Here is a 12,611-nt window from a genome sequence, read left to right on the forward strand (position 1 = left end):
ATTTAATAAGATACAGTATTTCCGCTCAAGCGTCATACATTGGCTAAGAAAGCTCCTTATTTAATTCATTACTTTCGATTATTTTAGTGGGATTAGAATGAATTAATTGATCTATGTACATTAATATAGAATAAGTAAGTATAGGGGGGACAGCATTCGCGATGAGTTTGCGGATAGAGGTGATAGAATCTACAGCGTCAAAATTGTACCAGTCTGGAAAACCTTGAATCCGCATTGCTTCTCTTGCTGTAATAGGTCGCCTCTCACTCGGGTGAATATATCTGCCTTGTCCCATAGAACCGAATCCTGATGTAATAGTCTGAGCCGGCTGATCCCATCTGAGTCGGCCATATACAGACTTATAGCTATGCTTCTTATCCCTGTGGCATGGTGGGCGCATCTCGTTAGGTAGATCATACAAGTCATTAGCAAATAAATAATCAATCCTAGTTTGATTGTCATCGCTAATTTTTGTAGTTCTGTCTAATATTGAGTCATCGTATATTTTTATATCTTTAAGCCATGCAGATAAAGTATTATCGTTTTGAGGTTTGAATGATGAATCAGTTATCTCCGTAAACATGGAATTCTTGCTAGCCAAAAGAATATGGCGTTTTCGTTTTTGGGGTATTCCGATTTTATCAAATGAAATAACAATTTCAGTATTGTAGTATCCTATTGAGTCTAAGAAGTTTTTTGTCTTTTGGACAACTTTCTCTTTAGAGTGTACTATTTCGGGCACATTCTCAATAATTACAAAACTAGGCTTTAAAATCTCAACAGCTCTTGGAACTACGAAATATAACTCATTTCTCGGGTCGAGTCGTCTAGTTGAATTATTTAAGCTAGAATGCCCTTGGCAGGGAGGGCCTGCCATTAGCATGTCAACATGGCCAGCTGTATCAGCAATTTTTGATTCGGTTGGGGATAATGCATTTCCTAGGGGCGAAAAAACACTAGAAAGGTCGGTGCCTAAAAAATTATTTATAACCTCACTAAAGTTAGATTGATATGCTGAGAGTGCATCTGTATTTGAATCTGCAGCCAGCGTAATCTCCATGTTAAGCCCCAGCTCAGATGCTGCCATAGTGGCTCCCGCCGTCATTCCCCCTGCACCACAGAACAGGTCTACTACTTTTAGATCCCGGGTGCCACCAACCGGTAGATTAAATGGCCTTTTAACAGCCTCTAAAGGACTCGTAAAACTGTTTAATCGTTTATGCGACATAGCCTGAGTTTTTTATATATTTGTCGATATTACGAATTACACTTCTTAAAAAAACAACAGTTTCTTTTCTAAGTGAGGCTAAATCTTCGTGCGTATATTCCCTGCCGCATTCCGCGAAAGAAATATGCCCGTGGGCTAACGCATTTCTCTTCTCTTTGATAGTCAACAGCTGAGACCCACCATTTGCTTTATAGTGTACTTTCTCGCTAATGCCATGTTTTTTTAAAAGCTCCCTAGTTTTTCTGGCGTCTAAGTTACCAGAAATCGGGAGGGAGTCAATAGACAGACTTAACGGCTGACTATTAAGTATGTCAGAAACCATGTCTGAGATTAGGTTACGATAAGTTGATTGATTTGAGGAAACAGGATCTTTCCCTTTAAAAGATTGCATTATCCAAATTAATTTATATTCGTCTTTGAATTCCGAAATCACTTTATTTTCATTTTGTATGCAATCATAAAGCTCTTTAAAAGATGATCGAATTGTTGATTCAATTAGGTTGTATAATAACAAGAAGAAAGTAGCTTTCATTACTTTTGGTAAATCATTCCCCATTTTAATTTTTACAGAATTTCTGCTTCCAGTTCTGTAAAAACTATAGTCCTCGTTCTCCATTTTATAGATGGCATTTAAATATTCTTTAACTTCGTTTGCCCGCTCCTCAAACTCTTCTCTAATAATTTCCATCTTATTTACCTAACAGCATATCTCTAACGAACTCAACGCGTTTTTTTAGTTTCGGGGCTGAATTGCTGGCATGAGTAGTTGTGTGGAATTGAAATTCCTCTGAATCAAGCCAAGAGAGTGATCCTGGCGTTAAATTGGGATTTTGCCGCAACGCGAGGTTCGTGCCGACAGCAATAGCCTCAAACCTAACTCTCGGAGTGCTAGAGGAGTTTTTTGTTTTAGCGAACCCATTAGGGAAGTGCCGGTTCACAAAGTGCATTGTTTGATTGAATTCGCTTTCCATTTTATCTTTGTCGAAGTTATCCCGGAGATCTTCAGTGTATTTATCAAGAAACTTATATACATCGTGTTTAAATACTTTGTATCGATCTGAGTATGCGAAGAATCTTAACACAAGTTCCTCTGGTTCTCTGCGACTCACTAGAGACTTTGATACCGGGCATGTCTTCCTGAACATGGCATCACTAGCACAACGAATCACAAATTGCATAAATGGAGACTCAAAGTCGCCGCGCCGAACCTCAGAGGGTTTTGCTTTTACGGAACCCGTGTTAATTCTATTGAATATTTCTTTCCTTCTGTTTGCTGATGTCGCATCTTCTAAGACAACTATCCTCAACGCCTTAGTGTCAAATTTTCGTTGTTGAGACTCAGGCAAGTCTTCATATGTAAAGCCTTTTAAGCTATCTAGTATTTTGAGGTCTTTAAGTTTCAGGTCGCTGTTCCTGAACTCCTCAAGCGTTTGAATACGTTGTGCTCCGTCTACTATTTCTAGTCTACCGTCATCTAAGTCGGCTAGAAACATCATAGGTACAGGAAGCCCCAGAATAATTGACTCAATGAATCGCTCTTTATGATTTTGTGGCCAAATGAACTCTCTTTGGTATTTTGGCACAAAAAATAGTCCATCTTGAAATTTTTGTATAATATATTCGATGGTGAAATCTCTAATGTCGTATCTGGTTTCTTTTTGCTGCTCACGTATTTGGTTCTCAGCAGCATCACGAGTGTCCTTAGATACTGGGAAAGCTAAAGAGTTTTGATTTTTCATCTGCTATTCCTTTACTTTAGTAAACATTATCGAATAATTATATTTTGGGATACTTTAATGTCACCGCTACTGGTAGCCTCTATTATTTAGTAGTAGTGCTGTATAGGGGTGTCGCCCAGATAAATCGGACACATTTCTGTTAAGCAACGGCCTGCTCGTACTCTATCGTCCTTCGGTAGCCGATACCAGGGGCAGGCATTGCGGGCTGTAGAAGCCATCGAGGTAATTGCTGACTGCCGTGTACAGCCATACTCAGCACCCCGATCTGTATGGAAGATCAGCCCCGGTGCTGGCTTCCTCTGTCCAGTGCCGGGCGCAGCGCCACACGCGTCACTATGGCTGTTTTTTCATGGCTCAGTTTCCAACTGACAATGCGCCGTGTGAACCGATCCATTACCACCGACAGATAGCGCCATTTCTGGCCTACGCGGATAATAGTGTAGAGCGCCACGTTAATCTGCTTGTAAGGCGACACCCAGATTTACGCACCCCGGGGTGATTGTCTACGCTGCTCTCCTGTCCATTGCGGGGAGCGGCGTACCGATGACCACTCACTTGGAGGTACGTATGACTATCAAGACCCTGGCCCGCAAGGGCACACCCAAGCGGGCCATTGCCCGCCAACTGGACAACTAGGTTGACAGAGAGGGTCCGCTTCCAGCTTGCGGATCTCTTTCCGTTGTCAACACCAACTTAGATTGTCCGCTTTGGGGGTGCGGATCTTTTCTTGGACAGGTTCATGCTGCAAAACCCAAGCTAACTCGATACTCAAGGGGGCTCAAGCCACCCAGCGATATTTTAATTCGCTTCTCGTTGTACCAGCGGAGGTACGTCGAGCTCTTCCATAAATTGCTCAAGTAAGTATTAGGGTATGTCCAAACTGTCTGACAACACTTCATTGGCTCCCAGGTATATACACCCTAGCGGGTAGTAGAGTTAACCCTACGCTTGAACCGGTCATTTCTTTGAGTTGCTTTGCTCCATAGGGTGAGCGAGGTAACTGGTTTATTTCACGAATACAGATTCGGAGCGAAACATCTATGATCTCAATTGTTTCAGACTGGGCCTTCTTTGCCTTATTAGGAGTTGGATATTTGTACTGCGTAATCCCAGAATTCTTCATTAATAATATGGTGCCGCCTCTTTCGGAACGCGCCAGGTTTCCTCTACGAGAGCCAGGACTGGATGTGTAGTGACTCGACAGGTTGTGATGAACGTAATCACAAAGCTGGTCGTACTTTCCGACTAGGTTTTTTCCTTCTGTGCTAGCAACCAGTTTGGTAAGTGACTGCATGACATTGAAAGGCTCAAGGTGCTTTTTCGACGTTCCCGTTGTCTTTAATTGCTTTGCAAGTTCTTTATTTGATGTGCCGAACCGGGCGCGCATAATGATACCGAAAAATTGTTCTCCCTTGGGTCTCCACTTCTCTTCCGGTTCCTTTGTGATTGAAGTCAAGCGGTCAGTAACATCATGAAGAAATGCTGCGAGTTCCAGTAATGACCTGGTAAATAGGTACATTCCTAGAGAAGAGTTCAATCTAGCGTTCTCAAGGTATCCGTCCACCAGTGCAACGGTCTTTATCTGGTTTGCCGCTACGAAATTCTCACCATGCAAGGTACACATTTGATGCAGATACTTGAATTGTCGCAGCTTATCACCGCTACGCGCTGCCATATTGAGTTTCATTGCAGGCTCAGGTATTTCAATACCAGCGTACAGCTCTTCTCGATAGCAGCGGACTTGCTCTTCAATGTCATTTAAGTCCATTTACACCTCACATCAGGCCTAATACCCTGAATATTCTGCCAAATTCGAGTGGCTGCGGAAATTGATAATCTTATATCTGACAAATTAGTCGGTCCTGAAGGAAGTAGGCTGTGTGTCAACCTTTGTCGATACCGGACACAAGTTTTTTCACTCGCGCCTTAATGTTTTCGTAAGCCAAAGAGAGATGCGCTTTACCGTTTTCGGTTAGGAGGCCAGTGTGGCCCACTACATTTCTGACGGGGCGGTATGACACGGCATCAGTCCAAAGAGACTGGCTCTTACCCCCGTCTTTCTTCCTCTCCACACTAAAAGCCAAATCGTCCATACCAAGATAGCTGAGGTCGTTGTTACCTTTACGAATTGAAAAGCTGATGTTCGCCTCGCCTTTGCGGTTTGCTTCTCTATCCCTCCATTCCTGAGCAGTCTTCTCAATATTTGGTTTCAGTGGGACGCGTTTGTCCTCAAGGTACTTCCGCACTAGGTTTTCGGAGAGAAAACAGTCCACGTAGGCTGAAACATTGAATTCTGCATCATCACGAAGTTCATCCAACCAAGCATCCACTTGATCCTTCGCTGGTGCGTCCTTCTCTGGCCGATACTCGTCCTGCGTTGCAGTATATAGGTCACGAGCCTTACGTTGTTTTTTAGTCTTCCGTTCGTTTTCAACGTCACCTTCCTCGCCACGCCTCAAGCGATACTTGTCCCAGTCGTCGAATATTCTCAGCAGAGCATCTCTCTTCAAATAATCCAATAAGGCTTGAAAATTCGCATCGTCTTCAACTACGCCCTCTCGGCTGCTAGTGAACGGATCCTTCCCCTCGGAATCCATTGAGTCGAAGTGGATCTGACCATAGATGTAACTTTCGACGATACGTTGAGTAGGAATATGTTTGATTAGGTTTTTTTCCCTCAAACGGCCGTTCACGAACAAATCAATCGTGGCACGTTCTTCAGTTCCGGTAATTTTCAAATGGCGCGGTAACTCCACTGACGCGACAAAACCCTTGATGTCGAGTGCAGTTGTTAGTTCAATTTTGTCGTGCTTCAAATTTCCTAATGCATTTAAAAAACTATCCTGACAATTATTTATGTCCCATAAAAACTCAGTTTTTTGAACAAGATCTTTCAGGTCGTTAATTGAAACTTGTTCATCATTAACGAAGATCGAAAACTCTTTATCGATAAGTGTGAATCGAAAACTAAGTGCCAACATTTTCTTTATATGCGCAATAGAGTTTCGAATTTGCTCTTTTGTATCTTCAAAGATCACTATTGTCCCTTGAGGATGTTGGTCGATCAAATCAGAAATCAAGTCAAAGTTCAACCCCTCCAACGGGTACTTTTCTGGTGTTAAATCACTCTGGATAGCGCGATCTAGGTCTGAGTTATTAATTAGTCCGCCGACATACTCTAGTCCTTGCTTTCGCGAGAATACGGAGATTCGTTCGGCGCAAGACAGTAACGCCAACTTGCCTATCCCTTTGGCACCAATGAATGGTCGCCCTGAGGCAGACTTCATTCCTCCATCTTTTCTCTTCGAATATCCGATCTTAAGGAATTTGTTCTGAAAGTCATCAGAGTCCATGCCAACCCCATCATCTCGAATTGAAAACGTGGAGCTTTCGCGATTTATATTTATCCAAACATTTTTGGCATCCGCGTCCCAGGCATTGGATATTGCCTCACCTAATACCGTAATGAAGTTTCGATACAGATTCCGACCGAGGTGATTTAGTACGCTCAACGAAATTTCAAAATTGAAATTCTGGTTATCGGGCATGATTGTCAATCCTCGCTGACAGAGACTGAAGGATCGAAATTCCTATGGCTTCAGCTAGCTTAACTGGGACCGCGTTGCCAATCCATCGACCAACTTCAACAAATGAATGCCGTTCACTTGCCGGAAGAAATTCATAATCGCCTGGAAAGGACTGCAAAATTGCAGCTTCCCTTAGGGAGATAGCGCGATCCTGCTCGGGATGCCCGAACCTCCCATTTCCATAGCCGTAGCATTGTGTGGTCATAGTGGGAGCAGGCTCTTCCCATGACATCCTTGCGTACACTCCTGAATATGTTTTCCCCGCAGGCCTGCGGTGGCAAGCAGCTCGTAAGTCTTCTGGCCAATCACGCCAAGTGCCCCCAGCGGTAGATGCCCTAATACGGCGCAAATTTATTTCTGAAAGGGAAGATGCTGCGTGAAGGGGGTCATCTGGGTCGGAGGCACCCGCATTGATGCACCGAAGGCCTGAAATAGCTTCGCGTACGGTTACAACGTTAGAATGCGTTGGAGCTAACGGACAGACCTTTCCTGATTTTGAGGCAAGTACCACAAGGCGTCTGCGCCTCTGCGGAACGCCAAACTCCTCACACTTGGCTACTGTCCATTCGATCGTATATCCAGCTTCCCGGAGCGTTAGGCAAAACTTCTCGAACACGGTGCCATGCTTGTAGCGAAGGAGTGCAGGAACATTCTCCATCGTTAAGTAATCTGGTTGAACTTCAACCGCTAGCTCGGCAAATTTATTCACCAAACCCCACTGTGGGTCCTCTGCGTAACGCTGCTTGTATGATGAGAAAGGCTGACAAGGTGCGCATCCAGCCAGTACTGATGGCAATCTCCCGCTAAAATGACTTCGTAGTTCGGAAGCAGTCAACTTCGCTACGTCACGAGCATAAAAACTCGCAGCGTTATTTGTTTCGAATGCGTACTTACAGCGTGCATCCACATCGTAACCAGCAAGAATTCTCAGGCCCGCTCGCTTTAAGCCATGGCTCAGCGCACCGACACCACAAAATAAGTCAACAACCTCCCCAACAGGCTGCTGACAATCAAGATTCTGTACTTCAACCATCTATGCACTCCAGTTTAGGCGTCGACGATTATAGTTTTTCAGCGATCGAAAGTGTAAGAAAGCTTCCCTGACGCCTAAGCCCGCATACAGTGGATTGTGGTCTTCGTTCGCTAATCGGACACATTTCTGTTAAGCAGTAAGCTGGGCACACACTATCGGGCTTCGGTTGCCAATCAATGGGGTCACCCATTAGGAAGCCCGTGTCAATGAGCCAAACAAACCCCGTCATGGTTTTTTCCATGATTAAAATTATCAGTTTTTTTTGGTCTCACACCCCAAGTTTTCTTAAATCAATGGGGTCAGAGTCATTGGTCACCCCACGCGCTGTCGCCGATTCAACTCTCTCAACCGTTTTACCACCCCGCCGTGAGACAGAATCTGGTAGTCGATGCATTCACGCGCGTGTTGTTCGGGGTTCTGATTGTCAGACATACATTTACTATCCGGCGATGTCGGTATGCGGGGAGGTCTTGATGATTAACTTATGTTCCTTGGGGCGGTTCAATTGCCTGGTCTTTGTTGTTGGCGTTTCGGACACGCTTCCGCCCGGCCGGGTGAAGTGGCTTGCCAATCCCTGCGGCTGTGGTTGCGGTGCATCCCTTTGCTACAGGCCTAGCCTTAGGTTTAGCCGCCATGGCCTGATTTTGCAAGTGTTGCATTGAACACCTTGAGAATTCTGGGCACGACTTTGAACGGCACGGCCCCGGCGGTGACCTGGTTGACGGCGCCGGTGAGGTAAAGGTCCAGCTTCGGGGCGTGGAAGAGCCAGGTGCCGGTTGAGCCGGTGTGGCCTTCGACCCGTGGCATGGGCCGGAAGGGGGTGAACAGGCGGGGCAGTTGGAATCGCATGACGCCGAGGCCGTATTGGATGGGCCAGCCGGGTTGGCGCAGGGCGGCGCGGTCGCGCGGGAAGGAAAAGGTTCGGGCGTGGGCCTGCATCTGGTGCCAGGTGTCTGGGTTTTGAAACAGGCCGCCGTTCACCAGGCCTTTCAGAAACCGGGTGAGGTCGTCGCAGGTGGAATTCAGGTCGCCGATGTCGGCAAGAAAGTTGGGTAGCTGCACCACGTCTGCACCGGCGTAGAGTGCGGGGACCTGGGGCTCGGCTTCGCGGTTGTTGGGGCTGCTGGGATAGCGACCGGACAGCCAGGTGTTGTTGAGGCTCAGGGGGCGCAGGATCAGTTCATCCAACACCTGAAAGAAGGGGGCGCCTCGGCAGGTTTCGATGATGCCTATGAGCAGTTGATAGTTGGTATCGGAATACCGGATGCGGGCACGGGGGTCGCTCAGCGGTTGGGGTACAAAATGCGGTGTGAGTCGTTCGCGTACCCAATGGGTAGTCTCTGCCAGCGTCCAGGCTCGGTCGCCTTCTGCCAGCAGTGTTTCGACCAGGCTGCGCCGGTCGGGGCCCTGTTTCGGGTAGTCTTCAATGAAGTCGGGGAGCCCGGAGGCATGGCCCAGCAGGTGTTTGAGGGTGATCTGGTCTGTGTGGTCCTGTCCGTCGAGCACGTGAAGCCGGTGGGTGAGGGCGGTGTCGAGCCGGTCAACCAAGCGGTCCTGCAAGGCCAGTTCACCGTTCTCCACCAGCCGCAGCACGGTGGCGGCAATGAACAGTTTGGTAATGCTGGCGATGAACCAGGGTGTGGTCTCTGTCACCGGCGGGCCGCCCGGTGACATCACACCCCGGGCGCCGGCCCACTGGAATGACCCGTCGCCGGAGGTGACGGACATGACGGCGGAGTGAACATCCTTGCGTTCAATCAGTTCGTCGAGCAGAGCGTCCAGGCTCAGGGTCATTGTCATGTTCTCATTTATTGGTGGTCCGGCACTTTCCTGCGCTCTCGCATCAGGTTGATCAGATTGCCGGCAAGAATCAATGCTGCGCCCAAAGCCAGGAAACCGTCCAGGTGCTCATCATAGAGTGCATAGCCCACCAGGGCGATCAGTGGCAGGCGTAGAAAATCCATTGGCACCACCAGGGTTGCATCGGCTAGTGACAGAGCTCGCACCATGCAATAGTGGGCGGTAAGCCCGGTGATGCCCACGCCGACCACCCACGGCCAATGGGCAGCCGTGAGAGGCACCCAGTCAAAGGCTGCTGGCACAAACCCGAGCGGTAGCTGAATCAGCATCATGAAAAACAGGATGCACAGGGTGCTGTCACTGCCGGAAAGCTTCTTGGTGAGCGTGTGAGACAGCCCATAAGCCACGGCACCTCCCAGTATGGCCAATGCGGCGGGATGAACGACGTCCAATCCCGGTCGCAGGATCACCAGCACACCGACAATCCCAAACAGAATGGCCAGAACTCTTGCCCTGGTGATGCGCTCGGAAAGCAGGATCGTGGCAAATATCGCGGTCCAGATGGGCACGGTGAACTCGATGGCGAACACAGCCGCCAGGGGAATAAACGCAATCGCATAGAACCACCCGAACTGACCGCAAAAGTGCGCCAGGTTCCGAATCAGATGAAGCTTGATGTTCTGCAGCGACAACTGCTGCCAACCCACCCGGCTCAGAATGGCGGAGACAAGCAGCAGGCCGATCAGGCTGCGGACGGCCAGAATCTGAAAGGTGCCGAGATCAGCCGAAAGCTCACGCGCGGCAATTGCCATGGCCGCGAAAGAGACCAGGGTGCCGCCCATCCAGGCGGTGGCTTTGAGAGCAGGGGAATGCATGCGTTTACTTGACCTCAGCCTGAATAGAAGTGGCAACAATGTCGAAACGGTGCCAATGCTTGGGCCCCTGCATGCTGCTACCGTCCTCATCCACTTCATGCAGGTAGTGAATGTTCAGGTCTGTCAGCAGCTCTGCCACTTCCTCGGCGGTGTGGAAGGTCAGGTTGGGGTTGGCGGACCAGCCATCCCGGTCACCGAACAGATGGCCCACAAACACACCGCCAGGCCCGAGTGCGGAGAGAATCAGTCTCCAGAGCTCAGGGAAGCTCCGTGGGTGACAGAAGGGCAGGCTCAGCCCGGCGTGAATGAGCATTGATTCAGGCAGGGTGTCGAGCGCTTCAAATGAGCTGACTTTGGTTTCCAGGCGCGCGGTGCTGTCCGCAGGCTGAAGATTTCGAACCCGCTCTATGGCCCCGGGTTCCTGGTCTACCGCGAACACGTCCCATCCGGCCTCAAGCAGGAAGCGGGTTTCCGAACCACTGCCACAGCCGAGGTCAACGGCCTGTCGCGGCTGCGGCTGTGCCGGCAAATGCGTCATGGCACGCTTGAGCAGTGGCGAGACCGGACGCCTTTCATGATGCCGGTAGTATTCGGCCCAGCGCTTGCTGCGCATGGTGGTCTCATCAGGCATGGTGTTGCTCTCCTTGTTGCGATGCGGGGCGGCTACTCAGTACACCGCAGGCGCATCAACCCGCGCAAGGACGCCTCGCCCTGAGCCGAAAACTCTATGGCCCGGGAGTCCTCCACCCGCCGCGCCCAGCCGAGTTCAAGTATGCGTGACAGCAGTGCAGCGCCCAGCGCACCTGCCAGATGATCCTTGCGTTCGCTCCAGTCAAGGCAGGCTCTGCAGAATGAGCGTCTTGACTGCGCGACCTCATCGGCATCAATACCGAGTTGCCGGAACCACTCCCGCCCCTGGTCCGTGATCGACAATGCGCCGTCTTTCTGCAGCAGCAGGCCGTACTCCAGCATCTGCTGGTACACATAAACGCCCATTTCACCGGCCAGGTGGTCATAACAGATACGGGCCTTGCGCAGCGCCGGGTCCCGCGGGCCGGTACGAGGGTGCTGAGTCGTTGTGTGAAAGGCGACGCCCATCATCGACTCTATCAGGTACGCAACATCAGCGCCCGCCAGGCGAAAATATCGATGGCGCCCCTGCTGGCTGACCTTGAGCAACCCTGCCTCCAGCAGCTTTTGCAGGTGAGAGCTCATGGTCTGCCTTGTTACGCTGGCTGCGTCTGCCAGCTCGGTCGCGGTCAGGGCACGGCCAGACATCAGCGCAGAAAGCGCCTCGGCCCGGGCGTTGTCTCCAATAAGCGCAGCAATGCGCACAATGTTCGGCCCTTCACTCATGGTTCGGTCCTGATCGAATCAATCGGGTGTGGCGAAGTGTAGGGTCAACACCTCAGCCAACAGGAGTTTTCCCATGATAGCAGTAATCTTTGAAGCCATACCGCACCCGGAGCACAGCAAGGACTACTTCGACATTGCTGCTGCCTTGAAGGATCACCTGGAAGAGGTCGACGGGTTCCTGTCGGTCGAGCGCTTCGAGAGCCTGACCCACCCCGGCAAGTTCCTGTCATTGTCATTCTGGCGGGATGAAGAGGCCGTGCAACAGTGGCGCAACCTCCAGGTTCATCGGTCTGCACAGCGAACAGGCCGCAACCGAGTCTTCGCTGATTATCGCCTGCGCGTCGCAGCGGTGGTGCGGGACTATGGCCTGGAGGATCGGAAAGAGGCGCCTGATGACTCACTGTCGGCACACCGGCCCGAGTAGTTGCAGGCCGCTGGCATGATGGCGAAGTGATTCTCCGGTTGCGATCCGGCTAAGCGGTACACCGCACCAACAGGCACTTTATAGTTTGCTACCGTCTGTTTGCATCCCGTTGATGGTTTGAGTGATTCCCTGCCATCACGGACTTTGGGGTTTGCTTTCAGGCTGCAGAGCAGCCAGGAGAAATACCATGATGAAGAAAGAACAGACTTCGGCCAATGGCTCTCGTCCCACGCCCACGGGTAGTCAGGAGAGCGATGGAACCAAAGATCGCATTGCCAGAAGTGCTCATGCAGGCATTGATGCGGCCTCCGAAGCTGCTCACCCAACGATTGACAGTGCGGCTGAAGGTGCTCATAGGGCCGTGAAGAACGCAGACGAAATGGCCGATCATGCCGTCGAAGCCATGGAGCGGGCAGGCGTCAAGCGTGACGAAATGATCACTGCGAGTAGCAGCTATATGCGCGACCACCCTCTGATTACGTTGGGCCTTGCGGTCACAACAGGCTATGTACTGAGTCGCTTGCTGTCCTCGCGCCAGGATAAACAACCGAATTCATGAATACCTCAGA

General features: G+C 49.8%; 13 protein-coding genes and 1 pseudogene. 2 read left to right on the plus strand and 12 right to left on the minus strand.

Features of this window, described 5'->3' with window-relative positions:
• Positions 1-43 precede the first annotated feature (43 nt).
• The 12 genes and pseudogenes from E4656_RS11860 to E4656_RS11910 all read right to left on the minus strand — a co-directional run bounded on the left by E4656_RS11860 (position 44) and on the right by E4656_RS11910 (position 11,618).
• Entirely contained in the window at positions 44-1,228 is a 1,185-nt protein-coding gene (locus E4656_RS11860; protein ID WP_135483489.1) for a DNA cytosine methyltransferase, read from the minus strand.
• On the minus strand, positions 1,218-1,916 hold the full coding sequence (locus E4656_RS11865; protein ID WP_135483490.1) for an MAE_28990/MAE_18760 family HEPN-like nuclease: 699 nt from the start codon (positions 1,914-1,916) through the stop codon (positions 1,218-1,220). Before E4656_RS11865 ends, E4656_RS11860 begins: the two co-directional genes overlap by 11 nt.
• 1 nt (position 1,917) lies before the next feature.
• Positions 1,918-2,967 carry a DUF262 domain-containing protein gene (locus E4656_RS11870; RefSeq protein ID WP_135483491.1) on the minus strand — a complete coding sequence of 350 codons (1,050 nt, stop codon included), beginning with the start codon at positions 2,965-2,967 and terminating at the stop codon, positions 1,918-1,920.
• 277 nt (positions 2,968-3,244) lie between these two features.
• On the minus strand, positions 3,245-3,418 hold the full coding sequence (locus tag E4656_RS20240) for a hypothetical protein (protein WP_167856043.1): 174 nt from the start codon (positions 3,416-3,418) through the stop codon (positions 3,245-3,247).
• A 286-nt stretch (positions 3,419-3,704) separates the two neighbouring features.
• Positions 3,705-3,825: pseudogene (locus E4656_RS20695) on the minus strand (IS3 family transposase); the annotation flags it as partial.
• A 37-nt stretch (positions 3,826-3,862) separates the two neighbouring features.
• Complete coding sequence (locus E4656_RS11880) at positions 3,863-4,735, minus strand: hypothetical protein (protein ID WP_135483492.1); 873 nt, start codon at positions 4,733-4,735, stop codon at positions 3,863-3,865.
• Between the two features lie 115 nt (positions 4,736-4,850).
• A complete protein-coding gene (locus E4656_RS11885) occupies positions 4,851-6,515 on the minus strand; it encodes an ATP-binding protein (protein WP_135483493.1) in 1,665 nt (554 codons plus the stop codon).
• Positions 6,505-7,587 (minus strand): DNA cytosine methyltransferase, encoded by a 1,083-nt coding sequence (locus E4656_RS11890; RefSeq protein ID WP_135483494.1) that lies wholly within the window; start codon positions 7,585-7,587, stop codon positions 6,505-6,507. The genes E4656_RS11885 and E4656_RS11890 overlap by 11 nt, the downstream gene beginning before the upstream one ends.
• 624 nt (positions 7,588-8,211) lie before the next feature.
• Positions 8,212-9,381, minus strand: coding sequence for a serine hydrolase domain-containing protein (locus E4656_RS11895; RefSeq protein WP_167856044.1), 1,170 nt, complete (start codon positions 9,379-9,381; stop codon positions 8,212-8,214).
• 14 nt (positions 9,382-9,395) lie between these two features.
• Positions 9,396-10,262 carry a DMT family transporter gene (locus tag E4656_RS11900; RefSeq protein WP_135483496.1) on the minus strand — a complete coding sequence of 289 codons (867 nt, stop codon included), beginning with the start codon at positions 10,260-10,262 and terminating at the stop codon, positions 9,396-9,398.
• A gap of 4 nt (positions 10,263-10,266) precedes the next feature.
• Positions 10,267-10,893 carry a class I SAM-dependent methyltransferase gene (locus E4656_RS11905; protein ID WP_205849192.1) on the minus strand — a complete coding sequence of 209 codons (627 nt, stop codon included), beginning with the start codon at positions 10,891-10,893 and terminating at the stop codon, positions 10,267-10,269.
• 32 nt (positions 10,894-10,925) lie between these two features.
• Positions 10,926-11,618 (minus strand): ArsR/SmtB family transcription factor, encoded by a 693-nt coding sequence (locus E4656_RS11910; RefSeq protein WP_135483497.1) that lies wholly within the window; start codon positions 11,616-11,618, stop codon positions 10,926-10,928.
• A gap of 73 nt (positions 11,619-11,691) precedes the next feature.
• On the opposite strand from E4656_RS11910, the gene E4656_RS11915 reads away from it, so the two are divergent.
• Both E4656_RS11915 and E4656_RS11920 read left to right on the plus strand, forming a co-directional pair.
• Positions 11,692-12,042 (plus strand): antibiotic biosynthesis monooxygenase family protein, encoded by a 351-nt coding sequence (locus E4656_RS11915; RefSeq protein ID WP_135483498.1) that lies wholly within the window; start codon positions 11,692-11,694, stop codon positions 12,040-12,042.
• A gap of 187 nt (positions 12,043-12,229) precedes the next feature.
• Positions 12,230-12,601 carry a hypothetical protein gene (locus E4656_RS11920; protein WP_135483499.1) on the plus strand — a complete coding sequence of 124 codons (372 nt, stop codon included), beginning with the start codon at positions 12,230-12,232 and terminating at the stop codon, positions 12,599-12,601.
• The last annotated feature ends 10 nt before the right edge of the window (positions 12,602-12,611 follow it).

Origin of the sequence: Natronospirillum operosum (assembly GCF_004768465.1) — a bacterium.
GTDB lineage: Bacteria > Pseudomonadota > Gammaproteobacteria > Pseudomonadales > Natronospirillaceae > Natronospirillum > Natronospirillum operosum.

What these genes read in the sequence shown, in the direction of transcription:
- E4656_RS11860 (WP_135483489.1), bottom strand. Translation starts at nt 1,228, where the DNA reads ATGTCGCATAAACGATTAAACAGTTTTACGAGTCCTTTAGAGGCTGTT.
- E4656_RS11865 (WP_135483490.1), bottom strand. Translation starts at nt 1,916, where the DNA reads ATGGAAATTATTAGAGAAGAGTTTGAGGAGCGGGCAAACGAAGTTAAA.
- E4656_RS11870 (WP_135483491.1), bottom strand. Translation starts at nt 2,967, where the DNA reads ATGAAAAATCAAAACTCTTTAGCTTTCCCAGTATCTAAGGACACTCGT.
- E4656_RS11880 (WP_135483492.1), bottom strand. Translation starts at nt 4,735, where the DNA reads ATGGACTTAAATGACATTGAAGAGCAAGTCCGCTGCTATCGAGAAGAG.
- E4656_RS11885 (WP_135483493.1), bottom strand. Translation starts at nt 6,515, where the DNA reads ATGCCCGATAACCAGAATTTCAATTTTGAAATTTCGTTGAGCGTACTA.
- E4656_RS11890 (WP_135483494.1), bottom strand. Translation starts at nt 7,587, where the DNA reads ATGGTTGAAGTACAGAATCTTGATTGTCAGCAGCCTGTTGGGGAGGTT.
- E4656_RS11895 (WP_167856044.1), bottom strand. Translation starts at nt 9,381, where the DNA reads ATGACCCTGAGCCTGGACGCTCTGCTCGACGAACTGATTGAACGCAAG.
- E4656_RS11900 (WP_135483496.1), bottom strand. Translation starts at nt 10,262, where the DNA reads ATGCATTCCCCTGCTCTCAAAGCCACCGCCTGGATGGGCGGCACCCTG.
- E4656_RS11905 (WP_205849192.1), bottom strand. Translation starts at nt 10,893, where the DNA reads ATGCCTGATGAGACCACCATGCGCAGCAAGCGCTGGGCCGAATACTAC.
- E4656_RS11910 (WP_135483497.1), bottom strand. Translation starts at nt 11,618, where the DNA reads ATGAGTGAAGGGCCGAACATTGTGCGCATTGCTGCGCTTATTGGAGAC.
- E4656_RS11915 (WP_135483498.1), top strand. Translation starts at nt 11,692, where the DNA reads ATGATAGCAGTAATCTTTGAAGCCATACCGCACCCGGAGCACAGCAAG.
- E4656_RS11920 (WP_135483499.1), top strand. Translation starts at nt 12,230, where the DNA reads ATGATGAAGAAAGAACAGACTTCGGCCAATGGCTCTCGTCCCACGCCC.